The sequence below is a fragment of the Fibrobacter sp. UWB16 genome, from assembly GCF_900215325.1.
In the GTDB taxonomy this organism is placed as follows: domain Bacteria; phylum Fibrobacterota; class Fibrobacteria; order Fibrobacterales; family Fibrobacteraceae; genus Fibrobacter.
The window spans coordinates 408,742-433,655 of sequence record NZ_OCMS01000001.1 but is presented as its reverse complement, the minus strand read 5'-3'; the positions used below and the strand labels follow the sequence as shown (position 1 = coordinate 433,655).

19 protein-coding genes are annotated in these 24,914 nt (G+C 48.7%); 16 read left to right on the top strand and 3 right to left on the bottom strand.

Features of this window, described 5'->3' with window-relative positions; genetic code table 11:
• Positions 1–85: 85 nt before the first annotated feature.
• The 3 genes from CRN95_RS01845 to CRN95_RS01835 all read left to right on the top strand — a co-directional run bounded on the left by CRN95_RS01845 (position 86) and on the right by CRN95_RS01835 (position 3,558).
• Positions 86–1,804: a carbohydrate-binding protein gene (locus tag CRN95_RS01845; RefSeq protein WP_097019949.1), complete on the top strand. Its 1,719-nt coding sequence runs from the start codon at positions 86–88 to the stop codon at positions 1,802–1,804.
• Positions 1,805–2,035: 231 nt separating this feature from the next.
• The gene (locus tag CRN95_RS01840; protein ID WP_073423030.1) at positions 2,036–2,734 is read left to right on the top strand and encodes a hypothetical protein; all 699 of its coding nucleotides are present in this window, start codon (positions 2,036–2,038) and stop codon (positions 2,732–2,734) included.
• Positions 2,731–3,558 carry an ABC transporter ATP-binding protein gene (locus tag CRN95_RS01835; protein WP_097019948.1) on the top strand — a complete coding sequence of 276 codons (828 nt, stop codon included), beginning with the start codon at positions 2,731–2,733 and terminating at the stop codon, positions 3,556–3,558. Before CRN95_RS01840 ends, CRN95_RS01835 begins: the two co-directional genes overlap by 4 nt.
• 42 nt (positions 3,559–3,600) lie before the next feature.
• On the opposite strand, the gene CRN95_RS01830 is transcribed toward CRN95_RS01835, so the two are convergent.
• A complete protein-coding gene (locus CRN95_RS01830; RefSeq protein WP_097019947.1) occupies positions 3,601–5,538 on the bottom strand; it encodes a BamA/TamA family outer membrane protein in 1,938 nt (645 codons plus the stop codon).
• On the bottom strand, positions 5,535–9,509 hold the full coding sequence (locus CRN95_RS01825; protein WP_097019946.1) for a hypothetical protein: 3,975 nt from the start codon (positions 9,507–9,509) through the stop codon (positions 5,535–5,537). Before CRN95_RS01825 ends, CRN95_RS01830 begins: the two co-directional genes overlap by 4 nt.
• A 238-nt stretch (positions 9,510–9,747) precedes the next feature.
• On the opposite strand from CRN95_RS01825, the gene CRN95_RS01820 reads away from it, so the two are divergent.
• The 7 genes from CRN95_RS01820 to CRN95_RS01795 all read left to right on the top strand — a co-directional run bounded on the left by CRN95_RS01820 (position 9,748) and on the right by CRN95_RS01795 (position 16,837).
• Positions 9,748–11,829, top strand: coding sequence for a peptidyl-prolyl cis-trans isomerase (locus CRN95_RS01820; RefSeq protein ID WP_097019945.1), 2,082 nt, complete (start codon positions 9,748–9,750; stop codon positions 11,827–11,829).
• 41 nt (positions 11,830–11,870) lie between these two features.
• Complete coding sequence (gene ndk / locus CRN95_RS01815) at positions 11,871–12,323, top strand: nucleoside-diphosphate kinase (protein ID WP_014547101.1); 453 nt, start codon at positions 11,871–11,873, stop codon at positions 12,321–12,323.
• Between the two features lie 40 nt (positions 12,324–12,363).
• Positions 12,364–13,209, top strand: coding sequence for a succinate dehydrogenase cytochrome b subunit (locus CRN95_RS01810; RefSeq protein WP_088630302.1), 846 nt, complete (start codon positions 12,364–12,366; stop codon positions 13,207–13,209).
• Between the two features lie 11 nt (positions 13,210–13,220).
• Positions 13,221–15,134 carry a fumarate reductase/succinate dehydrogenase flavoprotein subunit gene (locus CRN95_RS01805; RefSeq protein WP_097019944.1) on the top strand — a complete coding sequence of 638 codons (1,914 nt, stop codon included), beginning with the start codon at positions 13,221–13,223 and terminating at the stop codon, positions 15,132–15,134.
• Positions 15,134–15,910: a succinate dehydrogenase/fumarate reductase iron-sulfur subunit gene (locus tag CRN95_RS01800; protein ID WP_014547104.1), complete on the top strand. Its 777-nt coding sequence runs from the start codon at positions 15,134–15,136 to the stop codon at positions 15,908–15,910. Before CRN95_RS01805 ends, CRN95_RS01800 begins: the two co-directional genes overlap by 1 nt.
• Before the next feature lie 275 nt (positions 15,911–16,185).
• Positions 16,186–16,422 (top strand): hypothetical protein, encoded by a 237-nt coding sequence (locus CRN95_RS14730; protein WP_159462254.1) that lies wholly within the window; start codon positions 16,186–16,188, stop codon positions 16,420–16,422.
• Positions 16,409–16,837: a putative toxin-antitoxin system toxin component, PIN family gene (locus CRN95_RS01795; RefSeq protein WP_159462253.1), complete on the top strand. Its 429-nt coding sequence runs from the start codon at positions 16,409–16,411 to the stop codon at positions 16,835–16,837. Before CRN95_RS14730 ends, CRN95_RS01795 begins: the two co-directional genes overlap by 14 nt.
• 93 nt (positions 16,838–16,930) lie before the next feature.
• Here CRN95_RS01795 and CRN95_RS01790 read toward each other — a convergent pair whose 3' ends face one another.
• On the bottom strand, positions 16,931–17,950 hold the full coding sequence (locus CRN95_RS01790; protein ID WP_145993953.1) for a T9SS type A sorting domain-containing protein: 1,020 nt from the start codon (positions 17,948–17,950) through the stop codon (positions 16,931–16,933).
• Between the two features lie 183 nt (positions 17,951–18,133).
• Here CRN95_RS01790 and CRN95_RS01785 point away from each other — a divergent pair, with 183 nt between their 5' ends.
• The 6 genes from CRN95_RS01785 to CRN95_RS01760 all read left to right on the top strand — a co-directional run bounded on the left by CRN95_RS01785 (position 18,134) and on the right by CRN95_RS01760 (position 24,886).
• Positions 18,134–18,925, top strand: a complete 792-nt coding sequence (locus CRN95_RS01785; protein WP_097019941.1) for an amino acid ABC transporter substrate-binding protein — start codon at positions 18,134–18,136, stop codon at positions 18,923–18,925.
• Between the two features lie 18 nt (positions 18,926–18,943).
• Positions 18,944–19,603, top strand: coding sequence for an amino acid ABC transporter permease (locus CRN95_RS01780; protein WP_014547112.1), 660 nt, complete (start codon positions 18,944–18,946; stop codon positions 19,601–19,603).
• 8 nt (positions 19,604–19,611) lie between these two features.
• Positions 19,612–20,433 (top strand): amino acid ABC transporter ATP-binding protein, encoded by an 822-nt coding sequence (locus CRN95_RS01775; RefSeq protein WP_097019940.1) that lies wholly within the window; start codon positions 19,612–19,614, stop codon positions 20,431–20,433.
• A gap of 175 nt (positions 20,434–20,608) precedes the next feature.
• The gene (locus CRN95_RS01770; protein WP_097019939.1) at positions 20,609–21,535 is read left to right on the top strand and encodes a porin family protein; all 927 of its coding nucleotides are present in this window, start codon (positions 20,609–20,611) and stop codon (positions 21,533–21,535) included.
• Positions 21,536–21,644: 109 nt separating this feature from the next.
• Positions 21,645–22,346 (top strand): DNA repair protein RadC, encoded by a 702-nt coding sequence (radC, locus tag CRN95_RS01765; RefSeq protein ID WP_088630296.1) that lies wholly within the window; start codon positions 21,645–21,647, stop codon positions 22,344–22,346.
• Between the two features lie 170 nt (positions 22,347–22,516).
• Complete coding sequence (locus CRN95_RS01760) at positions 22,517–24,886, top strand: OmpA family protein (protein WP_097019938.1); 2,370 nt, start codon at positions 22,517–22,519, stop codon at positions 24,884–24,886.
• The last annotated feature ends 28 nt before the right edge of the window (positions 24,887–24,914 follow it).

Genomic DNA, 24,914 nt, shown 5'->3' with positions numbered 1-24,914 from the left:
TGTCAATGTTTTTTGTAACGTAGTTTGTTCTCTTTACCTTAAAAGAGGGTATTTTCATGCATAGAAAAATGTATGGGAGATATGTATGGAATGTTTAAAATTATCCTTTGCTGCGCTTTCTTTGGCCGCTGTTTCGGCTTTTGCGGGCCCAATTACCACCGTTCCCTGGAATGGGCGCCCGGGGGCGGCGTCTTTCACATTCGATGACGGTCTGCACTCGCAGACGAACAACCTGACCTTCCTGGACAATATGCCGGATGTGACGGTGACGTTCTTTGTTTGTACCAACACGATGGGCTTTGGTAGCAATACGCAACCTCATTTGAATTATGCAAAGAAGGGGCATGAGATTGGGAACCATACGGCGACTCATAAGAACTTGACGCAGAACGCCGACTTGAATTCGGAAATTAGTGGCGCGGCCTCGAAACTGCGTGGTATGGGCTTGGAAGCGACATCTTTGGCGACTCCGTATTGCGCGCAGAATCAGACAGTCAAGAATGCGATTAACAAGGAACATTTCATTAGCCGCGGGTGCGGCGGTTCTGGCCTTACGGGCTGGGATAACGAACCGGACTGGATGCAGATTGATTCCCACTATTGGCAACAGAATGGAAGTACGGTGTCGGCATTCAAGAGCAGTGCGGACCAGGCGGCAAGCCAGAGCAAGTGGCACGTGCAACTGAACCATGGCGTAGGTGCTGACTGGGACGTGATTTCTGCCGCCGACATCAAGACGCTTATTGAGTACGCGGTCAGCAAGAAGTTGTGGGTGGCGAGCTTCTCGACGGTGGGGGCGTATTTGCGTGCTCACTTCACCATTGACAAGGCGGCCGCAACGAACACCGCAAGCGGGTTTACTGTCAAGTGGACATCTCCGCATGCGCATATGCCAAAGAGCGTGCCGCTTCGCGTAAAGATTCAGGGAGCACAGGGCAAGACTGTAAGCCAAAAGGGCAAAGAGGTCAAGCCGAATTCCGATGGTACTTACACGATTGAATTCATGGCGCTTGAACTTGAAGTTTCGGGCGAACCGATTGAAGTCAAACCGTTCAAGGGCGCAATTGAAATTCCGGGAACTCTTGAAGCCGAAAATTATGATACTTACGCTTACAGTGATGCTGATGGCAAGAGCGATGAAACTGGCTATCGTAGCGATGATGCTGGCATTGTCAAGGGTGGCTCTGGTTATGCGCTTGGCTACACGAGTGCTGACGATTATTTCGAATATACGCTCGATGTGAAAAAGGCGGGTAAGTACAAAGTAGTCATTAATGGCGCCACTGGCAATTCTACAGCGTCTTCCGTGACTGTTTCTGTAGGCGATAAAAATATTGAAGCGGAAATTCCGTCTAAAGGCGATTGGGTCACGTATTCCGAAGTCGAAGCGGGTGAGTTGGAGCTTGCTGCGGGCAAGCAAACGCTCCGCCTTACAATCAATACAAACTATATAAATGTCGACTGGATCAAGTTTGTGGATGAATCGGCGCAATCTTCAAGTTCCGTTCCGCAGCCCTCAAGTTCTGCGAATCCGGCGGTTTCTAGCTCGTCAGCTCTCGCGCAGTCCAACTCTTCGGCAACAAATGCGATTGTGCAGAAAATTGCGTTTGAACATGGCGTAGCGATGGTGCGTTGCCTGGTGTTCGATTTGAACGGTCAACTGATTAAGTCCGCGAATGTGATGGCGGGTTCCGTAAGCGAAGCCTGGAATCTCGTGAAGACTGGACTCCGAAAAGGCGCTTACATCATGCGTTATGGCGAAGCGGGTCAAGGCTCGCATGTCGTGAAAGTTCGTTTGCAATAGCCAAAGACTATTAACTAATAACCAATAACTAATAACTAATAACCATTGATAAATAGCTCTCGCTCCCGAGGGCTTTTGACGCCTATGGCGTCCGCTGCTACGCTCGGTCATATCGGCAAACAAGTTTGCCGCTGCGACACTCGCTTGTGGGCTTTTTTATTACAAATCTCTCGTCTCTCGTCTCTAGTCTCTAGTCTAAAAACTATCTTTGTATTATAAACACGAGGTTTTATGCAGTCCTGGACCGAAATCAAGAATATTGAAAACCCCACAGAAGAACAACAGCTTGAAGCGATTAAGCTGAACTGGTATGCCATCAGTCTCATCCAGAACCCGACTGAAACAGTGCAAAAGGCTGCATTTGAAAAAAATGAGCAGGCCATTCTTTACGTGAAGTGCGGTCCGTGCGAAGCTTTGAAGCAGGCGCTGAATGCCATGGACGAGGCTAAGTTCCTTGCCGCATTCAAGGCTGAACCGAACTTGCTCAAGTTTATCACGAATCCCGCTCTTCTCAAGGTTGCTGTGTCGCAGGACTGGCGCATCGTCCGTAAGATCGATGGCGCTTCCGATGAACTTTGGGCCGAGGCCGTTCGTCAGAGTGCGGACGCTTTGAAATTTGTACACAATGCTGGCGAAAAAGTGCTCGTCGCTGCTGTGGAACGCGACTGGAAGTACATCCAGGAAATCGAAGTCCCGACGGCGGCTGTCGTTGTGGCTGCGGTCAAGCAGGACTACCATGCGTTTGAATACGTGAGCATCCGCCGCCGTACTGAACCGGTGCAGCTCGCCGCTGTCCGCACGGACTGGCGTTGCATCCAGTACTTGCAGCGTGCTAGCGAAAAGGTGCAGATGGAAGCGGTCAAGGCTTCTAAGGATGCCCTCAAGCTTATCAAGAATCCGACTCCTGCTGTCAAGGAATTTTGCGCGTGATTGAACTTGATTCGGTAACATTCCGTTATCCGAAATCCACGGCAGATGCTCTGTCTAATATTTCTCTCAATATCCCGCAAGGGAGCTTCTTTGCGCTGATTGGTCCGAATGGTGCCGGCAAGACTACTTTGTTGCGCTTGCTTTGCGGGCGCTTGGGTGCTTTTAAAGGCTCTGTTAAAATTGACGAGTCCTTGCGCAATTTTGCGGGATTTCTGAATGCCGAAAAGTACGGTGTGCTTCTCGAAAATCCGGGCGTTTATCCGAAACTTTCCATCAAGGAATACCTCCAGTATTTTACAGGCTTTTATGGCTTTGGCGCAGAGGATTGGCGCGAAGATGGAGCCATGCTGGAGCGTTGCAAGTCTTTTGCTGAACGTCTGAAATTGCCGCCTCTCGATAAGCGCTTGGAAACGCTCTCGCTTGGGAACCGCCAAAAGGTACAGATTGTCCGTGCGCTTTTGCATAGCCCAAAGCTTTTGATTCTCGACGAGCCTGTTGCAAATCTCGACCCGATTTCAAGAGATACGGTCTGGCAACTGCTCGACGAATGGCGCAAAGAAGAAAACGGAACGGCTATCGTCTGTTCTCATGTGCTTGCTGAAATGGACCTGTGGGCAACGGATTACGCTATTATCGACGGCGGTCGCGTCTTGAAAAGTGGGCGAGTTGCCGATGTCGGAGCCGATACCACTTCGTTTAAGATAAATGCAGCTGGCACGACTCTAGAACAAATCCGCGCTGCTCTTGCCGCCGCCGGAATCTCCGCCGACGTAAATCTTGAACACACAAGCCTTTCAAAGCTTTATCGTTCAATTATTCAGTAAATTCCTAATTGGCGGTCTTCTACCAGCTGCTGCGCTGCCACTTTAGAATGCCTGCGATAAGTCGAAGGCGAAACGTCCCCATTTAAATTTGGTGGAGTTCCTCTTGCTTTCATCCAGGCTTGTAAGCCCAGTAAGAATGGCGTAGTCCAGACGGAACGTGAGGAATTGCCAATGGTAACGGATGCCAAGACCAAGGCTTCCTTCCTGAGCGTCTTTATAGGTGTCATCCTTCGAATCGACAACTTTTGCCCAATCGAAAAATTGAACAATCTGCCAAGCTCTCAAAGATTTCCATGGCAATGTCCAACGCAATTCCTCGTTTATGCGATAATACATTGGCGTGAGTGCCGTATTGATGATTTCTTGAGTGACTTCTTTAGTTTCTTTCGTTCCGTCTTTTTTCTTCGTGGTGACTTCGGTTGTCGATTCTGAAGTGTAACTGGCGTAAATGCTGCGGAAACGGTAGCCGCGTACAGAACGGGAACCACCTTGGTAAAATACGCGGGCGTCATCTTCGATAGCTGTGTTGAAAAATCTGCCGATGCTTCCGCTTAATGCCCCGTATAGCGTCCAGAAAAGTGGCATGTACAGGTTGACCGTTGCTTCACCATAAGTGTAGATGTGTCCGTCTTCGTAGTCTTTCTTTCCGCTAAAGTTTGTGCCAAGGCCCGCTGTCGGGAAAACGCGAATACCTTTTGTCGGGTTGAAGTAATCGTTGGTGTAGTCGAACGTCAAGCCGATTTCGCCTTTGAGCTTGAAAAGTTTATCTTCATTTTTGTTCACGTATCGCGTATCTATAGTACCACGGAATCGGATGTTATTCGTGATACCGAAAGTCAAGTCGCCGCGGTTGATGATTTCGTAACGCTCTTCGACACTGTCCGGGTAAGCAGGCGGGTTGATTTTTTCGTGGTTAAATGAGAGACGGTCTACAAAACGGATAGCGGTCGGAATGAACGTGAACGCCGTTCCGAACAAAAGCGGGTTCGCGTACCCGAGCGTGATTTCTTGCTTATGCTGTGCAATCTGGACGCTTGTCGAAAATTCGTTGAACTTTCCAAAGAAGTTCTTGTGATCGGCGTAGGCCATAGCGCCAAATCCGTAGATTTCTTCGAAGAAAAATCCGTAACGAGCTTCGCCAGGCACGCGTTCAATCACATCGAGATGAACGTCCGAAAGTCCGTCTTCACGAAGTGAATCGTTCAACTTGACCTGCGTAAACAATTGCGTAGAATAGAGCTTGCTCTTGAAGTTGAAATACTGGTTACCGTCAATGATTTCGTTTTTAGGAATTCGCCAAAGTGAAGAAAGCCACGATGTATCTGTAAGCCCTTGCTCGGGAGTTTGCTTTCTTTCGTTCTTGTTGATGACGCGCTGGGTCGTTGTGATGATGTTACCCATCAAGACTTTGGGACCTGGGTTCACATTGATGATGACGTTAATTTGTTTTGCTGTTGTATCGACATGTTCTTCGGAAGAAATGTAAACGTGCAAGTTGCCTTGTTTGCGGTAGGCCTTCTGGATTTCTTGCAAGTCTTCAGAAATATCTTCCTGTTTGTAATACCTGTGCTTTGTAATCTTTAGCGATGCCAAATTTATAGGGATGGGCTCGTCGCCAGCCGAAATGATTTTGGCGTCGTTGAATCTATAGCAATCACCTTCGCTTACACTAATGGCATAGTTGCGCTGAATGTTCCCGTTCGAAAGCGGTTCACGATGGATTTCCAATTTTAAGTCGAGACTGAAATACCCGCGGGAAAAGTAAAGAGCCTTGATGTTTTCCGAAGAAAGACGCATCAAGAAGTCTTGCTTGATGGTATCGAGTTGCCCGAATTCATCGGGAATGTCGAGCTGCTCGTTTAGTTGGAACTTCGAGAAAATCTTGTTGCCTTCGATGGAAACGGACCATGGACTCTTATCATCGTTATCCGCAAATGCAATCGACGAAAAAAACAATAATGCACAAATCAATAAAATCATTTTGCTTTCTCCGTGGACGTTGTATCGCTAGAATTTTTTTGACCAAACTTATTAAAAGTCGTGGAGTCGACGATTGACGGATCGTTCGGTTGGCGCATCGCTCTTGGCGGGCGGACCGTTTCGCAGTGACCGATACCTAAGATACAGGGGTTCCAGAACTTGTAGGTGTAGTTGATACCGATGTTTTTTTCGACACGGCTTTCGTTGTTCGTTTCTGTACCCGAGTTAGAAGTGTATTGCTTTGAAATCAGAAGTCCGTTCAATGATAACGTTGGCGAGAAGTGGTTCTTGTGCGAGTATTCTTTGTCTTGGAATACTGGGAGCGTGTAAGTCGCGCCAAATTGCAATGCCTGTTCGTAAACCGGGTCGATACTCTGGTCTTGTGTGTAACCGAAAATCAAGCTCAAGTTCTTGACCCAGCGATCCAGGGAAATCGGAACCTTGACGTACGAAGAGTCCTTGTCGTTACCGGAGTTGTCGAACAACATCACCTTCATGTCGATATCGCCAATGTAGTCGCCGCCCAATGTCTTGTTTGCGGTAGAAGAAATAACTTTACCGATGGCCTTGCCGGCGAGCTTGTTCCAGTCGGCAGAAACGCCATCCTCTGTAGCGATACATCCAAGGAATATGTTGCGATACGTATCAGCTGCGGTTGATTCTGTTCCGCAGTTGGAACTCGGCATCGGTTGCGGGTTTGTAATGGTTCCCTGAATATCAAAGTTGATCGGGCAGGTCTCTTTGTCCTTGTCCTCTTGTTCTGTACAGTAGGGGAGTTCCTGCGTACTTGAAACATCGATAATGCCTTGCTGCCAAGGTACGTCGTTCCAAGAAATGTTGAAGCTGCTGAGTTCGAATTCGTAAATGTCTTTGACGCCGATGAATCCGTTGTCTGCGTTGGTCACGTCGCCGCGCAAGATGGGTCTTGTCGTTGTGCCGAGCACCCAGATGTCGAGCGTGAGCGGGAATGAGGCAAAAGGCGTGATGATTTCGACGGAGTCGCTTTGGGAATCGCTGATGTGGAACGTCAAGTCAATCGGGCTTGATACAGAAATCTTCGCTTCGGTCTTTTCTTTGTTGCGGAGGTTTGCAATGGCATTGTTAAAGAGCGATAGCAGCTTGTCGAGGGAACTTGGAGTGATTTCAATGTCCAGATCCTTTCTATAGACCAACTTATCTATAATGAAGTTGCCGTTGACGCTCTTGTTCTTAATCTGTCTGTCCTGCGTATGCGGAATATTGAGCGTGATGTCGCTCTTTCCTCTAAGATTTGCGGTACCGAACGTTTCATCGTTAAATTTGTACTGGACCAAAGGAATGTTTGCAACGAGAGACATCTGGTCTTCGGAATCTTCCAAGTGGCTTGTGACGTTTTTGACAGTGACGGTGTGGTTGTCCGTTTCAAGAGTGTAGCTGTCGGTGCTGATGTCGAGAGCTTCAAGCCTCATCGTCTTCACGTCGTAAAGCAATGCGGCGAGAATCAGGTCTCCACGATCGTTCTGCGTCGAAATCTCGTTGATGGCAAGCAAGCCGTCTTTGAGGTCGCCGCGCACGCGGAGCGGGAAGTCCATGGGGAGTGTTCCATAGCGGACGATGGTGGAATCGGACCACAGCTTTGCTGAAATTCCTGCCAATCCTTCGCGGAGTTTCGCCTGGACGTCGATTCTCATGTCGGTCTTGTCGATTTCGGCGCGCGTTTCCGGGATAAGCCAGGTTCCACCAAGTTCGATCGATCCCAGGAAGTCGAGGTCGTTGTTGATTGTACCGTGGCCTTGGATGAAGCCGCTGTTCGGGCTTATATAGGTGAGCTCAACTTTCCTGTTGTCTTCGAAAATATCATCTACGACAATGTTGGTGTTGCCTGTCCAGACACCGTTCAAAATATCGAAGTTGGTGAGCAGTTCAATTTTGTTCTTCTTAGCTGAAACATTCAATAGCTTGAGGTTTAAGAGCTCTGGCGGAATATTTGTAAAGCTCAGGTCTTTGAATTCGATATTTCCGAGCAAGCCAGATTCTTCGTCGAAAGAAATTTCACCGTTGAAGCTACCCGAGGCAAGCGTTGTGTCGCCAAGCGGTTCCAAAAGAATCGGCAAGTTGAAGTCTTGTGCCGATGCCCAGGAATGCAGAACCTGGATGGGGAGCATGGCTGTGGGCTTGAAGTCTGGATTCGAATCGTTCGGCAATACGAACGTTGCTTCCATGGCGACCTTGTTGCTGTTGTGCATAAAGACTGCCGTATCGATAAATACGGTGTCGCCAGCCTCTCTGATCTTGGTGTGCCCGTGGAGAATGAACGGCTCCACATTACCGTCGATGTCAAGCTCCGCGGAGCCAACTCGAGAATCAAGATTGTAATCGATTGTGCCTGTAACGGTTCCCTTGAGCTTGTCGTTGATCTCGATGTCCGAGAACGGGATCGTGGAAATTTCGGCGTGGTCTGCTTGAGCCCAGACGAGGAGCGAGTCGCCAACGTGAACAACCGTTTCGGCAGAACCGCCATTCTTTTGCTTCAGCTTCCAGGAGGTGTGGAGAGTCGGTTCGTGATAGTCGACATCACCCGTAATTGCAAATTCCTCGTTGGGGGTGAAAAGCGTGATTTTTGGGAAATCGATGAATCCTCGGCCAAGGTCAAGCACTAGCTGCAAACGGAGCGAGTCTGCCTTGAAATGATACGCGTTGATGATGGAATCGATTTTTACGTAGGCGCGCAACTTGTTGTTCTGGAACGAGCCGATGATTTTGGGGTTCTTTCCGATTTCGACGTTCCCCTTGACCCAGTCCAGAGCCCAAGGTTCCATGGCCGAGAGATTTGCGGCGAAGAATACTTTAAGGCTGTCCTCGGTTTTAACGTGTGCCTTGATGACGGAACCTTCGCGGGTTTCGATGGAGGCGTCGATGACATCCCCGGTTTTGGTAATCGACTGGATGTCCATGTCCATGGGCATCATCTGCGGGCCATACATGGCACTCATGTAGGCAATTTCACCAGAGAAGTCGAAGTCCAGCTTGTCGTTGATAACACCGTCGAGGTTGATGTGGCCGCCCTCGTTGTTGCGGAACACGGACTCGATGTTCGTCTGCTTCGGAGAGCCGTTGACCTTGATCGTTGCGTCGAGAGGCAGGAATGGCCAAACTTCTCCGATGTGCGTTTTAAGGGTGAAATTGTACTGGAGCGTCTTTTTGGTGAGCGATGTCGAAACGCTGCCGTTCAGGTTCAGGTTGCTGATTCCCGGAATGGATTTCGAAAGCTTCATGGGGACCCAGCTGAGAGGATCTTTGACGCTGACGTTTGTCGAGGCTTTTAGCTGGGTGAGGTCGTTTTTGGGGGCTGAGGCGTTCAGTGCAATATTGTCGTTTTTGGTCTTGATGGCGCCGTTGACGACGAGGTTTTTCTCTGAGAAGTCTACATCGAGTTGCAAGGACGTGGGTTCCTTGACGAAACTGCCCTTGATGCTATCGGCGGCGAACGTGATATTCTTTTGGCTGTTGTTTTTTAGGAGGATGTTCTGTGCTTGCCAGCCCATGTCGCCCATGGTGAAGTCCAGTTTTTTCAGCGTGAACTTTACAGGGAACGGCACTCTGATCTTATCGGGAAATTCGATGGCTTCTAGCGCTTTTGTGGTGTCCTTGCCCGAAGACTTGGTTGTTGTGTCCGGAACGAAGTTTGCAGAGACCTCGCCTACGTCGAGGACAATCCCCCTGTTTTCTCCGAGTATCGTCACATCAAGATGCGGACCACGAATCATGTATGTGGATTGCCCTTGTTCGACCTTGATGGAATCGTAAAAATGGTCCAAGAGGTTGTTTTGGCTATGGCCGTAAGGCGTGATTGTGACATTGCCAAACGTGTGCGGAGTTGAAAGAAGCTCTTCTATGGCAAAATGAACATACCAGACGCCTAGTGCGACGGCGCCCACGACAGTCGTTATAACAACGGCTTTTACAGCGAATATTGATAGAATACTCTTCAAGTGCCCCTAATATAGATAATGTTCTCTTTTGATAAATGGTTGCTTATGTGGAACTTATGGCATGAAAGTATATGCAATATGGATATGTAAATTATTGTTTATTTGGGATAAAGTAACTTGTTACTGGCTGTTAGTTATGGGTTTGTTGTCTCTCGTCTTTAGTCTCTCGCCTTACGCATTTGTCGTCTTTCATCAAAAAAATTTGTTATATTCACGCACACATATTCATGAGGACTATATGAAAAAGGCTTTGCTTGCGTTTTTTTCTTTCTGTACCCTCTTTTTTACAGGGTGCAATTCCATCGGAGACAAGGATACTCTCGTAGCCAGGGTGAATGGTGAACCTATTTTCAAGGAAGACTACGCCTTTATGATGCGTGTGGGGAACATCGTTCCCAATACCGAAGCAATGAGAAAGGCTTCGGGTTCCCTTTTCAGCCGCAAGGCCCTCTATACAGTTGCTCTTCAGAAGAATCCTGAGTTCAAGGATCAGCTTGCTGCCCATAGTGCTGCTATGGAAAACTACCTGCTCACTTTTATATACCAGCGCCTCTATGCGATGGATCGCTTGATGTATAGCGACGACGAACTCGCTTTCTTCTACGACAAGCATCGTGACCAATTCCCGGATTCTCTTTCCTACATGAATCTTCGTGATAAAATCGCTGATGCAAAGTACATTGAATCGAACATGGACTCCTTGAAGGCTTATGCCTATCAGCATAGAAACTTGGCCGATTCTTCGAGTGAAGTCAAGATTACAGATGAAATCAAGGAACGTTTCGTCTCGGACTATCGCCAACGGATTGTGCGCGAAATGGGTCCGGCTCTCATGAAAAAGTACAATATCCAGGAAGTCGCTATCGAAATGCCGACGGTGGAAAACTATTATGCAAAGCATAAGGATTTGTACATGACTCCGTATTCCTATGTTGTGTACCATGTGGAATCTTCGGACTCTGCCGCTTTGGCCAAACGCTTTAATGGCAAAAAAGTGGACCTCAAGAAGTTCATGAAAATTGCATCCAAATACAGTGAAAACAAGGAAACAAAGAAGGCAAAGGGCTTTGTCGGCAAGGTTGCTTACGGCCATGCACTTCCGTATGGAATCGGCTTTGTTCAGAGAATGTTCTTTGAACTCGATAGCTTGACGGATGGCTCTGTATCCTCGATTATCCGTTCGGAATCGACAAATCGTTTCCATGTTTTCTATCGCGTTTCGGCTGTTCCTATGGAACCCAAACCGCTTGATCGAGTTCGTAGAGCCATCGAACATGAACTTGCAACGACCGCAAACTACGAATTGGATTCGTCCTATGTCCTCGTCACAAAGAATGGCGAACCTGCAATCCGCGAAAAGGATGTCCTTGCAACATATGAAGATAATCCGTCGATGCTCCGTTCTCGTAGAGCCCATGACCAGATTGTGAAGGCTCTTGCGCTTCAGCTTGCTTTTGCCTCGGAAGCTCGTGAAGTTGGACTGGACCGCTCATGGGAGTACAGGGCTTTGCGCCGTCAGAGCGATGTCGATTACGTTATCAGCCTTTATAGGAAAAAAGTGCTTACTAATATTGCCGTTCCTGAAGATTCCCTCAAGGCTCTTTATGCGCGTATGGGCAATCCGGCACACCCGAACATGGAGTACGAAGAATCCCGTCCGGAGCTGAGCGACTGGTTTGTCATTCCGGAAAACCTCATGAAGAGAACGTACTACTACGCCGAAGACGATTTCTTGCCGGAAACTTATGAACAGGCTAAGAAGCGTGTCTTCGAATCTGCTTATCTGGTATTCCGTTCTGGCCGTTGGGATAAGGAAGTCGTTTCTTCTTGGGGTACGGCTAAGGTCGATCTCTTTGCAGACAACATTACGCTTTTGCCACAGGAATCTTCTCCAGAACTTGCCATGAGAGCTGCTGATTCCCTTTACACGCAGGCTAAGAGCGTTGAAAAGGCTTACCTTGCATGGAACGGCATCCGTGAACGCTATGTGGAAATTGACTCTGTGGCAAAGAAGGCTACGTTCGAACTTGCCCATGTCTATAGCGACAAGGAAGAATTCGACAAGGCCCAGCGCGAATACAGGGCTTTCTACCGCACGTGGCCGGATTCCCCGGATGCCGAAAAGGCCATGTTCAGCCGCGGCTTCATCCTGAACGAAAACCTGCACAAGGATGATGAAGCTCTCCAGGTCTTTGAAGAATTCAAGAAGCGCTATCCGAAGAGCGAACTCAACGAATCTGTCGATTGGCTTGTCCAGAACATCAAGAGCAACGGCAAACTCGCCGATGATTTGATGAAAAAAATCGAAGCAGAAGAGTAAAAAATCTATATTTCTCACATCTTTAACTAAAAGGTACTACTATGGAAATGACATTTGCAATGATCAAGCCGAACGCAGTCAAGTCTGGCTTGGTTGGTCGTATTATCGATCGCTACATCAGTGCCGGTCTCTCTGTCTGCGCCGTCAAGATGCACCAGATGACCTCCGAAGATGCACGCGGTTTTTACGCTGAACACGTCGAAAAGCCGTTCTTCCCGGAACTCGAAGCCTACATGACCAAGGGTCCGTCCGTGATGCTTGCTCTCGGTGGCGAAAACGCAATTGCAAAGGTCCGCGCCATTAACGGTGCTACCAATCCTGCCAAGGCGGAACCGGGTACCCTCCGCTACGATTTTGCTCCTTCCATGACCGAAAACGTCGTTCACAGCTCCGATAGTCCGGCTTCTGCAGAACGCGAACTCGACTTCTGGTTCAAGAAGGAAGAACGCTACGCTTACGAAATGCCTTCTCTCAAGGCCTGCTGCGTCCTCTAATTTTTAACAATAAAACCATCCTTCTAAGGAGTAGACTCAAATGCAATGGATCATCAAGTATCTTACCTCGTCCATTGGTAAGAAGCAGATCATGGGATGCACTGGCGCCTTCCTGGCTCTGTTCATCTTTGGCCACATGTGTGGTAACTTCCAGCTCTTGAACTTCGACCAGGCTGCGGCACAGGCGTCCTACAACGCTTATACCGAATTCCTGACCGGATTCAACCCGCTCCACTTCCCGGTGAAGATGATTTACCTCGTCGAACTGGTACTCGTGGCTGCCTTTGCCATTCACATCTTCCTTGCTATCAAGCTGAAGATTGAAAACAAGAAGGCTCGTGGCGGAATTGAATACGAAGTCAATGCACGCAAGGGCAAGAAGACTTTCGCAACTTTCACCATGATCTGGTCTGGTCTCTTCATTCTCGGCTTCCTCATCCAGCACCTCATGATGCTCAAGTTCGGTGAACACTACCTCTACATGAACGACAAGGGCGAAATCATCCGCGACATGTGGCTCACCACGATCCAGATGTTTGCAAATCCGGGCTGGGCTGCATTCTATGTTGTTAGCATGTTCGTGATCGGTATGCACCTCTTCCACGCCATCTCCTCTGCATTCCAGACGATGGGTATCGCTCACCAGAAGTGGACTCCGATTATCGATATCGCCGGTATCGTTTATAGCGTCGTCGTAGCTCTTGGCTTCGGCATCACCGCTGTTGCCTCTTACTACCTCGCTAACCAGCCTGAAACCCAGGCTCTTATCGAAAAGTCCCGTAGCCTCCAGCAGCAGTACGAACAGCAGAAGGCAAATGCCAACAAGGCTGTTTTCGTCATTCCGTCTGTTGGCGAAGTACAAGTTTCTTTCAATATTGAAAAGTAAGGAGCCCACTAATGATTCTTGATTCTAAAATCCCCGGTGGTTCCATCGAAGAAAAGTGGACCAAGCACAAGTTCGAACTCAAGCTCGTGAACCCGGCCAACAAGCGTAAGTTCACAGTGATCGTCGTGGGTACTGGCCTTGCAGGTGCATCTGCAGCCGCTTCCCTCGGTGAACTTGGTTACAACGTAAAGTCTTTCTGCATCCAGGATAGCCCGCGCCGTGCCCACTCCATTGCTGCACAGGGCGGTATCAACGCTGCTAAGAACTACAAAAACGATGGCGACTCCGTTTATCGTTTGTTCTACGATACTGTTAAGGGTGGTGACTTCCGCGCTCGCGAAGCCAACGTTCACCGCTTGGCAGAAAACTCCAACTTGATCATCGACCAGTGCGTCGCTCAGGGCGTTCCGTTCGGTCGTGAATACGGTGGCCTTTTGGACAACCGCTCTTTCGGTGGTACGCAGGTTTCCCGTACGTTCTATGCTCGTGGCCAGACGGGTCAGCAGCTCTTGCTCGGTGCTTACCAGGCTCTCATGCGCCAGGTTGCTGCCGGTAAGGTCAAGATGTTCCCGCGTCGCGAAATGATGGACCTCGTCGTGATTGACGGCAAGGCACGCGGTATCATCGTCCGTAACCTCATCACTGGCGAACTCGAAAGCCACGTTGCAGACGCAGTCTGCCTTTGCACTGGTGGTTATGGTAACGTCTACTACCTCTCCACGAACGCTCAGGGCTCCAACGTCACGGCTGCATTCCGTGCTTACAAGCGCGGCGCTTTGTTCGCTAACCCCTGCTACACGCAGATCCACCCGACCTGCATTCCGCGCCATGGCGACCTTCAGTCCAAGCTCACCTTGATGAGTGAATCCCTCCGTAACGACGGTCGTATTTGGGTTCCGCGCAAGGCTGGCGACACCCGTTCTCCGGACCAGATCCCGGAAGAAGATCGTTACTACTACCTCGAAGAAAAGTACCCGAGCTTCGGTAACCTCGTTCCGCGTGACGTGGCTTCCCGTAACGCCAAGCAGGTCTGCGATGCAGGTCTCGGCGTGGGTAACACCAAGCAGGCTGTGTACCTCGACTTCGCCGACGCTATCCAGCGTATGGGCGTTGCAGGCGTCTCTGCCAAGTACGGCAACCTCTTCCAGATGTACGAAAAGATCACAGACGAAGACCCGTACAAGGTCCCGATGCGCATCTTCCCGGCTATCCACTACACCATGGGTGGCCTCTGGGTTGACTATGATTTGATGTCCACCATCCCGGGCTGCTTCGTTCTCGGTGAAGCAAACTTCTCCGACCACGGTGCAAACCGCCTCGGTGCTTCTGCTCTTATGCAGGGCCTCTCCGACGGTTACTTCGTGATTCCGTTCACCATCGGTGGTTACTTCGCAGGTACCAAGCTCGAAAAGGTTTCCGAATCTGATCCTGCTTTCACTGACTGCAAGAAGCAGACCGAAGAACGCATCCACAAGCTCCTCTCCATCAAGGGTCACCGCACTGTTAACGATATCCATCGTGAACTCGGTAACATCATGTGGGAATACGTTGGCATGGCTCGTAACGAAGCCGGCCTCAAGACGGCTCTCGAAAAGATTCCGGCACTCCGTCAGGAATTCTGGGAAAACGTCAACGTGCTCGGCTCCGAAGGTTCCTTCAACCAGAACCTCGAACGTGCTGGCCGCGTTGCTGACTTCCTCGAATTCGCCGAAGTCCTCACTCTCGACGCTCTCCATCGTAAAGAATCTTGCGGTGGCCACTTCCGTGAAGAAAGCCAGACTCCGGAAGGCGAAGCAAAGCGCGATGACGAAAACTTCTGCTACGTCGGTGCTTGGGAATACAAGGGCGACGGTATCGCACCGGAACTCTCCAAGGAACCTCTTACCTTTGATAACGTCCACCTTGCTACTAGGAGCTACAAATAATGAGCGGACTGAATTTGACTTTGAAGATTTGGCGTCAGAAGGATGCCAAGACCAAGGGACAGTTCGAAACTGTCAAGATCAACGATGTTTCTCCGGACATGTCCTTCTTGGAAATGCTCGACATTGTGAACGAAGAACAGATGAAGCAGGGCAAGGAAGGCTTCGCTTTCGACCACGACTGCCGCGAAGGTATCTGTGGTATGTGCTCTCTCGTCATCAACGGTATGCCGCACGGTCCTGACCATGCAACGACTACCTGCCAGCTTCACATGCGTAAGTTCAAGGATGGCGACACCATCGTGATCGAACCGTGGCGCGCCGCCGCATTCCCGGTTATCCGTGACTGCGCTGTTGACCGTACCGCATTCGACCGCATCATCCAGGCTGGCGGCTTTGTTTCCGTCAACACCGGTGCCGCTCCTGAAGCTTCTACGATTCCGGTACCCAAGGCTGATGCCGACCGCGCCTTTGACGCTGCCGCCTGTATCGGTTGCGGTGCCTGCGTGGCCGCCTGTAAGAACGCTTCCGCAATGTTGTTCGTATCTGCCAAGGTTTCTCACCTCAGCTTCTTGCCGCAGGGCAAGGTCGAAGCAAAGAAGCGCGTGCTCGCCATGGTCGCTCAGATGGACAAGGAAGGCTTCGGCAACTGCACGAACCTTTACGAATGCCAGGCTGCCTGCCCGAAGGGTATCACCGTCGATTACATCGCCAAGATGAACCGCGAATACCTCGGCGCCACCGTGACCTACGCCGAAAAGGTGTACGGCAAAGACTAGTTTTCGGTATTGTCATGCCCGCCTCCGAGCGGGCATCGCCCTAAACGCAAAAAGGACCGCAGCGATGCGGCCCTTTTTGTATGTAATGTGATTAATCGCTGATTTAATCGATTAATCACTTTTTCGAAGATGTCGAAATGCCGTTTTTCGCATAAAAACGGTAATTTTTCATATGGCATGAATTTTGCGTACGTAATTGTGTAATCCTATGGGGATTTGCATAAAGAATGGAAAAAATTTATATTACAAGGAGATTTTGCTGTATGAGGGCATTTATGTCTACTCCCGCAACAAAGAAGTTTACGTATAGCCAGATAATGTCGTTGGCTTTGCAGCTATCTGATGCAGAGCGTGCTCAACTATGTCGTGATTTAACTCTTGCAGACCGTGCTGAAAGCTTTGGTCGCTTGAGTGATTTAGTTGCGCCTTGTGATTTGACTGATGATGAAATTCGCGAGGAATGTGAATCTGTTCGTCAGGAAATGTACGAGGCGCGCCTTGCAAAAAAGTAAGAAACCACAAAGAATTGTCGTTGATACTAATTTATGGATAAGTTTCCTTATTGGTCGCCGATTAGGGGCTTTGCTTGAATTGTTCAGAAATATTGAATATGATTTTGTATCGACGCAAATAATGAGAGACGAAATTCATAATGTTGCATTACGTCCAAAATTTCGAAAGTATTTTTCGGAGGATGCTGTTAAAGCATTGGATAATTGGCTTGTTTTGCATACTTTGAATTTCGATTTAGATGATATTCCTCAAAGATGTCGCGATCCTAAAGATGATTATTTGTTAGAGCTTGCTATCAAGTCTAAGGCTATTTATTTAGTTTCGGGCGACGATGATTTACTTGATATAGGTGAAATTGAAGGCTGTCGTATAATGACGTTTTCCCGATTTTTGCAGGAAGTAGGCTTGTTCTAATGCATAAAATACTTTTTCGTCCAAATCTTTCGGGCAAAACATCAAAAAAGGACCGCAGCGATGCGGCCCTTTTTGTATGATTGCAATTATAAATTATCTTATTTGAATCTTGTATTTTTGCGTATTATTGCCGGAAACAACATTCAATATATAGACGCCCCGATTCAAATTATCAAGCGGAATGTAATGATTGGTTGCGGCGTCTCCTTCATATATTCCTTTGAGTATTCCGCGAACATCGGAAATGAGAACCTTAAGTTCAGATGCTATTGGACTTTTTACCAATAAACTGTTGCGATCTTTGATGAAGTGGAACTTGAGGCGAGAGAATGTGCCGATGTGTAGCGTCTGTTTGGGCTTATAAATTGCTGCTGTTGCACTGGTGTCATTTGGCAATTGACAATAATTATCGATGTCTTGGTTGAATACAGAAGCGTGTTTATAAGGTCCTATGGCACAGAGGTTAAAACGGTAGCGGCCGGGATCTGCCTGGATTTTGAAATTGATGTAAACAAGTTGCTTTGCCGCTTGTTCTCCATTAATTTTTACTTCGCCTGTGTACCAGGAGGGTTGTTCGAATTCAGACCACGGAATGCATTGCGTTTTTGCCACATTTGGGGCTTCATCTAGAATTTTTGCAGGAATGGCATTGCTTAGGGTTGCTTCAACATTTTGGCTGAGGCCAAGTTCAAGAATCGGTGCAACTTCGGATTTGTATATAATGCAGATGCCTCCCCAGTCAGAGGCGTCTGCGGCGATTGGGGTGTCATCTGTTTTAGAGGTTTCTCCTGCGACATTGATATATGCTGATATGAATGGGGCTGCTGTAGAAGTTCCCTGATCAAGTACGGCTGTGCCGCAAACACCATTGCAAAATTCAAGAAGGGGTTCAATCGCAAAATCCCAGTATTCAGTGCCGAGCTCGGTTGGCAATAGGGTCCTTGATAAGCCGTTTTGCTGATGATCGTCGGAAAATAGCCAGTAACCAGCGGTTTCTGTACCTCCATCAAGATTGGTATAGACGTATGGGACGATTTCATACCCAAACCAGTCGTCAAACGAAAATGAAGCCGTTGCTGCTAAAAGTACAATTGATGATAAGAACTTGTTCATAGTATTAATGTAAAAAATAGCGAGGGGAAAAGTATTGAAAAACTCGCAATTGTCCAAAATTCTCGGGAAAAGGTCAATTTTTCGGAAAATCCCCAAAAGAAGTTGTAGCTCGGTCACACTAGCGGCGCCCTATAACCACTCTCTTTCCTATATTTCCTTCAGAAATTAAAAAAGGAATCTAAGATGAAAAAGATTTTTGCGATGCTTGCGGCTGTTGCCTGTGCCGCTGTTCTTTCTGCCTGTAACGACCAGAAGGCAGAATCCAAGACTCAGGCTGATGAATCCTTCAACAAGGTCAAGGCCGCAGGCGTGTTCGTGCTCGGTCTCGACGATTCTTTCCCGCCGATGGGCTTCCGCGACAAGGACAACAACATCGTGGGTTTTGATATTGACCTCGCTACCGAAGTTTGTGCTCGCCTGGGCGTGAAGCTCAAGACGCAGCCAATTTCCTGGGACGCCAAGGAACAGGAACTGAACACTGGCAAGATTGACTGCATCTGGAACGGCATGAGCGTGGACAGCGCCCGCGCAAAGGCAATGAACCTGAGCGACCCGTATCTCAAGAACCGCATGATTTTCACGGTGAAGGATAAGGCTCTTGCAAATCTCGCTGCCCTCGCCGGCAAGAAGATTGCCGTGCAGAACGGTTCTACCGCCCAAAAGCTTTTGGATGCCTCCGAAGCGGGCAAGGCTGCCAAGGAAATTGTCCCGTTTGACGACAACCAGACGGCGCTCATGGATTTGGACAAGGGTGGTGTCGATGCCGTGTTCCTCGATGAAATCGTTGCCAAGTACTGGATTGTCACGAACGCCAAGCCGTACATCGTCTTGGAAGAAGGCCTCTCCGACGAAGTCTACGCTGTGGGCTTCCGCAAAAAGGACCAGGCTCTCCGCGACTCCGTGAACAACGTCCTTGCTGCGATGAAGGCTGACGGCAAGTTCGCCGCGATCTCCTCCAAGTGGTTCGGCAAGTAACGGTCGGCGCGCAATCTCATGTCTGATTTGAATTCCTTACTCCCGATTCTCTGGGGCGGTTTCTGCACAACGCTTGCAATTTTTGCGCTCACGCTGTTGTTCTCGATTCCGCTTGGCTTGCTTGTGGCGGTTCTCAAGATGAGCCGCTACCGCATTGTGCGTTACCCGGTATCGTTCTACATCTCGGTGATGCGTGGCACTCCGCTACTTCTCCAGATTGTAGCGATCTACTTTGGCTCGTACTACTTGAGCGAATACACGGGAGTGGAGTTCTCGTTTGACCGTTTCCCGGCGGTAATTGTTGCGTTCTCGATAAACTATGCCGCTTACTTTGCCGAAATCTTCCGTGGTGGCATCCAGTCCATTCCGAAGGGCCAGTACGAGGCAGCCGCAATGCTCGGTCTTACGCGCGGTCAGACTTTTTATCGCATTATTCTCCCGCAGGTGGTCAAGCGCGTTGTGCCTGCAAGTGCAAACGAAGTCATCACGCTTGTGAAGGATACTTCCTTGGCACAGGTGATTGCCGTGACGGAACTTTTCGCACTCGCCAAAAAACAGCAGGCCGCTTACGCGAGCATTTATCCGTTGTTTGTAGCGGGCGTATTCTACTACATTGCAAATCTTCTTTTGAGTGTGTTGTTCGCTTACGTTGAACGTAAGTTGAACTATTACAAGTGAGGCGTGTCATGGATTCTCAAGTTCAGTCTGTTATTATCAATGACGCACCTCTAGATTCTTCTCCGATTCTCGAAGTCAAACATTTGAAGAAGTCCTTTGGCGACTTGCATGTGCTCAAGGACATCTCGTTTGACCTCAATGCGGGCGAGGTGCTTTCGATTATCGGGCCTTCTGGTTCCGGCAAGAGCACACTCCTCCGTTGCCTCACGCAACTTGAAACGTTCGAGGCGGGCGAGGTGCGTGTCGATGGCAAGGACATGGTTGTTCCCGGTTCTTGCATTGGTGGTAAAATCAAGTACGCTCCCGCAAAGACGCTCCGCGACATTCGCCTTTCTACAGGGCTTGTGTTCCAGAACTTTAACTTGTTCCCGCACTTGACCGTACTCCAGAACTTGACGCTTGCGCCTATCCGCGTGCTCGGCGATTCCCGTGAAGATGCTCGTGCGCTGGCTCGATTCTTGCTCAAACAGATGGGCCTCGAAGGTAAGGAAAAATCTTACCCGTGCGAACTCTCGGGCGGCCAGCAACAGCGTGTGTCCATTGCGCGTGCGCTTGCATTAAAGCCAAGGATTCTCTTCTTTGATGAGCCTACGAGCGCATTGGACCCGGAACTCACGGGCGAAGTCCTCAAGATTATCAAGAAGCTTGCTGAAGACCGCATGACGATGGTCATCGTGACGCATGAAATGGCGTTTGCTCGTGATGTGGCGAACAAGGTCATGTTCATGGACCAGGGCGTAGTCGTGGAACAGGGAACACCGGACTTTGTGTTCAACCAGTCTCAGAACAAGCGCTTGAGTTCGTTCCTCGAAAGATTTTCAAGAACATAATACATCCAAATTTGCCGTTTATTCCCAAATTTCGGCGTGTTGTAGATTTTTAAAACATTTTTGGTATTTTTTTGTAAAAAGTTCTAGAAATGTTGTCTACTATTTTTGTATTTTATCCTTCATCTAACAAATTTTGAATTTTTAAATAACATTTGTGTTATTTGAAGGAGATTAAATGAAAAAGCTCTTTATTGCATCCGCTATCGCTATGATGTGCCTTAGCGCAAACGCTTTTGCCGAAGACGATGGCTATGGTAACGATATCCCGGCAGCAAGGTCCGAAGGAACCGTCGATGACGGTTACGGCAATAAGCTCCCGTCGAACGAACCTGAATACAAGAGCTTCGAAGAGGCCCGCTCTTCGTCTTATGGTAGCCCAAGTAAGGGCTCTAAAAAAAATGATAACCAGCGTACGCGTTTTGGTCTCCACCTTGGCATTGGTTTTGCCTCTTTGGCCAATTATCCGACCGATAAGGATTTCGTCAGACAGTATGGCGAAAATGAATGGCTCGGTGTTTCTGGCGATATCGGTTTGATCGTCAAGTTCCCATTGAATCCGATTCTTTCGTTTGTTCCTGAATTGAACTTTGGAATGACCTACCTTTCCGAAGAAATTAAGGGCGCTGACGGCTACGACGAATATTGGCATGAATACAAGGTAAATGACGCCAAAACGCTCTACAGCCTCAATATTCCGCTTATGTTGCGCTTGCAAGTTCCGTATGTGTATGTCGAAGGCGGTGTCCGTCTTAATCTCAATTTGGATACGAGCCATGAATACGAATATACGGACGAGGATGGCACTCCTTTTCAGTACTACGACTATAAAGACGGTGAAATTAAAACCGTTAAGCGTGATGCCGAAGATGAATGGAAAGTCAAGACGTTTATCCCGTCCATTGTTGCCGGCCTTGGTACAACATTCCTTGCCAGCGGCTTGCAATGTGATCTTGGTCTCCGCTTTATTTGGGACCTTAGGGGAATTGAAGAAAATGACAAGGAAATCTACGCCTTTGAAGATAAAAAATTGCGCATAGCAAGGGTTGTCGAAAACGAATCAAGTTTGTTCGCTATTCAGCTAGTCCTCAACGTTTTCTTCTAATGTTTAGATGGCGGGTTAATCCCCGCCAATTTTTTTTCAAAAAAAAAGTAGTCGAAATTCTAAAAAAAGCGTGTTTATATAGTAGAAACCTATCTTAAGGAGATACTATATGAACCATAACCCTGTTGCTGTTTTTCCGAAGCCTGAATTTAACATGATGCCACGGGAAAAACTGGAGTGCTCAGGTGTCAGTGCCTTGAGTAACGAAGAGTTGCTTGCGATTATTTTGGGGAGCGGTAGCCACGAGTGCAGTGTTTTTGAGCTTTCTAGGCGACTTTCGGAGTTTTTGGCGCTGGAAACGTCAGTTCCGTCGCTTGCTCGTCTTAAGAGCATTCGTGGACTTGGAAAAGTCAAAGCCGCACAGATTTTAGCTTGTTTGGAGCTCTCGGGACGCTTTATTTTAAGCGACAAGGCGATACCTGTTTCTGTCCCCGAAGATGTGCTTTCTCGCGTGGCGTATATGAAATACGAATCGCAGGAACATCTGGTTGTCATTTCGCTGAATTCTGCAAATTACATCATTCGCGTCCATGAATTGACGACGGGGCTTGTCAATCAAACACCTGTTCACCCGCGCGAAGCTTTTGCTTTGGCCATCGAAGATCGCGCTGTTTCTGTGATTTTTGTCCACAATCACCCCTCTGGATCGCTGGAACCGAGTCCAGAAGACATGTCTATAACGCGAATTTTATGCGCTTCAGGTAAAATTTTGCAAATACCAGTTTTGGACCATATTATCATTGGTAAATCAGGGTTTACAAGTTTGTGCCGAATTTATCCGGAAATCTTCGAAAGTGCGTTTTATAAGTGAATGTTTTGTAAATAAAAATAAATAAAAGCGGAAATAATAAAAAGTATGTATTATTTATCAATCAAAACTAACGTCAAAAAGTGCGGACTTTTTTTTAAAGAGTTATATTTCACATAAACATTACTATAAGTACAACTCTACTCAAGGGTTGGTCAAAACAAGGAGACTCTATGAAACGAGTAGCAATGGGATTGGCCCTAGCTTTGGCGGCATCAACCGCCTTTGCTGGTCATGCCAATACGATAAACAAGACTGGCTTTGCTGGTGTCAATAAGACACAGTCTGCTCAGTCTCTTGGTCATTCCAAGCTTGTGTTTACAGCTTTGGGTGATTTTGCATTCGGTAACGATATGTTCAAGACTGGCGATGCTACACAGCCTTACGCCATGAACAACAGCTTCACCCGCCAGCAGGCTGAAGTTGCTGATTACCTCGGTGTCAGCGCTTACGTTGGTCTTGCTATCGGTCTTTTGGACTACTTTGATATCGGTGTGACCATGCCGGTCTACTATGACAGGTTCAAGGGTAAGACCACTTGCCGTGAAAACCCCGATACCCATGCTTTGGAAACGGCTCAAGGTACGCCATGCGATGGCGCAGACCTCTATGGTGCAAATACAGGTTACATTGGTAACTTGACGGCTAGCATTAAGGCTCGTGCTCCGATTCCGGCAGACGTTCCTATCGACTTCGCCGCATTCTTTAGATATTCTTTCCACACCGCCAAGAACACCAAGCAGGGTGTCTGGATTCGTGAACCGGAATTCATTATGAAGGACTTGGGCTATGCCTTCCCGTTCGGTTCCGAAAAGTCTGTTATGACTGTTGGTGGCGCTTTGACGTTCGACCTTTCCAAGGTTGATGTCATGCCTCTCCTCGTTCACGTGAACGGTGGTTACCGCATGTCCATGGACAAGGCATTCTTGTCCTTCCCGTTCGTGAGCGCTGCTCTTGAATTCTACGTTCTTGACTTCCTCTCGTTCTTCGGTGAATTCTACATGGATCTTCAGACTGATGACTTTGTCTGGAACTATCTCAAATACCAGGACGAATCGGGCAAGCAGAAGCTCGACATGAAGCAGATTACTGGTGCTGCAGTGTTCCACCTTCCGGTGGGCCTCGATCTCCAGATCGGTGCTTCTTTCTACATGGGTAACGACAACTACATCAACTATGTTAACGTTCTTGAAAAAGAAGCTGATGATGGTTCGATCCAGTTCACGACGGCTACGAAGACTCGCGTGAACCCGTCTGTTGCTTTGTTCGGTGGTCTTACTTGGTCTGGCTTCCTCATGCCGCAGGACCGCGATGGTGACGGTGTGGCTGACGGTGATGACCGTTGCCCGGATGACTATGGTCATCGTTTGAACTCTGGCTGCCCGATGGGTAACCCGGATAGCGACGAAGACGGTGTCTGCGACGCTTGGGTTTCTGAAAAGGGTATGCTTGACGAATTCCGCAATGTTTGCGAAGGTATCGACCAGTGCCCGAACGAAAAGGGTAATAGCACCAATGGTTGCCCGACGGATGACCCGGACCCGGATAAGGACGGCGTCTGCGATTCTTGGGTAAGCCAGAAGGGTCAGCTTGACCAGTTCAAGGAAATTTGTGAAGGCATCGACCAGTGCCCGGCTGAAGCTGGTACGCTCGTCAACAACGGTTGCCCGGAAGACAATCCGGATCCGGATGGCGACGGTCTCTGCTCTCCGTGGGTCACCGACAAGAACAAGCTTGACCAGTATGCCGGCGTCTGCAAGGGCTACGACATGTGTCCGGGTGAAGCTGGTGCTGCCGGCAATAAGGGCTGCCCGTGGGATGATCCGGACAGCGACGGCGACGGTATCTGCGACGAATGGGTTGTTCAGAAGAAGCTCGGCTACTACTTCGAAAAGGCTGCTGAAGACGAATCTGTTGCTAAGGAATGGTTCATCTCCAAGACCTGTAAGGGTCTCGACAAGTGCCCGCTCGAACACGGTGTTGCCGCTAACGATGGTTGCCCGCTCCCGGATCCGGACCTTGACAAGGATGGCGTCTGCGATGCTTGGGTCACCGAAAGAAATATGTTCAACCTCTTCGAAGGTGTCTGCGCTGGTATGGATCGCTGCCCGAATGAAGCTGGCGACGATGGCTTCGGCTGCCCGAAGAAGAAGGTAGAAAAGCTCGAAGGTATCTCCTTCAAGAGCGGTTCTGCTACCGTCAACGCTAACGCTAAGAGAATCCTTAAGGGTATCGCTCAGAAGCTCAAGGAAGACGAAGCCTATAAGGACCTCAAGATTGTGATCCAGGGTCATACCGACAACCGCGGTAAGGCTAAGAAGAACCTCAAGCTCTCTGACCGCCGCGCTAAGGCCGTTATGAAGCAGCTCACGAAGTTCGGCGTTGCTAAGAACCGCATCAAGGCTATTGGTCTCGGCTCTACCTGCCCGGTTGACGACAACTCTACGGCAGATGGTCGCGAAATGAACCGTCGTATTGAAATGCACTTCGTCACACCGGAAAATGACGGTATGAAGTGCGAAAGCAACTACGTTGGTGACTAATAACTTTTAGAGTCTCAACCAAAGCCCC

Bases quoted from the DNA above. Each gene is read 5' to 3' on its own strand.
- CRN95_RS01845 (WP_097019949.1), top strand. From the start codon at position 86: ATGGAATGTTTAAAATTATCCTTTGCTGCGCTTTCTTTGGCCGCTGTT.
- CRN95_RS01840 (WP_073423030.1), top strand. From the start codon at position 2,036: ATGCAGTCCTGGACCGAAATCAAGAATATTGAAAACCCCACAGAAGAA.
- CRN95_RS01830 (WP_097019947.1), bottom strand. From the start codon at position 5,538: ATGATTTTATTGATTTGTGCATTATTGTTTTTTTCGTCGATTGCATTT.
- CRN95_RS01820 (WP_097019945.1), top strand. From the start codon at position 9,748: ATGAAAAAGGCTTTGCTTGCGTTTTTTTCTTTCTGTACCCTCTTTTTT.
- ndk (WP_014547101.1), top strand. From the start codon at position 11,871: ATGGAAATGACATTTGCAATGATCAAGCCGAACGCAGTCAAGTCTGGC.
- CRN95_RS01810 (WP_088630302.1), top strand. From the start codon at position 12,364: ATGCAATGGATCATCAAGTATCTTACCTCGTCCATTGGTAAGAAGCAG.
- CRN95_RS01805 (WP_097019944.1), top strand. From the start codon at position 13,221: ATGATTCTTGATTCTAAAATCCCCGGTGGTTCCATCGAAGAAAAGTGG.
- CRN95_RS01800 (WP_014547104.1), top strand. From the start codon at position 15,134: ATGAGCGGACTGAATTTGACTTTGAAGATTTGGCGTCAGAAGGATGCC.
- CRN95_RS14730 (WP_159462254.1), top strand. From the start codon at position 16,186: ATGTCTACTCCCGCAACAAAGAAGTTTACGTATAGCCAGATAATGTCG.
- CRN95_RS01790 (WP_145993953.1), bottom strand. From the start codon at position 17,950: ATGAACAAGTTCTTATCATCAATTGTACTTTTAGCAGCAACGGCTTCA.
- CRN95_RS01785 (WP_097019941.1), top strand. From the start codon at position 18,134: ATGAAAAAGATTTTTGCGATGCTTGCGGCTGTTGCCTGTGCCGCTGTT.
- CRN95_RS01780 (WP_014547112.1), top strand. From the start codon at position 18,944: ATGTCTGATTTGAATTCCTTACTCCCGATTCTCTGGGGCGGTTTCTGC.
- CRN95_RS01775 (WP_097019940.1), top strand. From the start codon at position 19,612: ATGGATTCTCAAGTTCAGTCTGTTATTATCAATGACGCACCTCTAGAT.
- CRN95_RS01770 (WP_097019939.1), top strand. From the start codon at position 20,609: ATGAAAAAGCTCTTTATTGCATCCGCTATCGCTATGATGTGCCTTAGC.
- radC (WP_088630296.1), top strand. From the start codon at position 21,645: ATGAACCATAACCCTGTTGCTGTTTTTCCGAAGCCTGAATTTAACATG.
- CRN95_RS01760 (WP_097019938.1), top strand. From the start codon at position 22,517: ATGAAACGAGTAGCAATGGGATTGGCCCTAGCTTTGGCGGCATCAACC.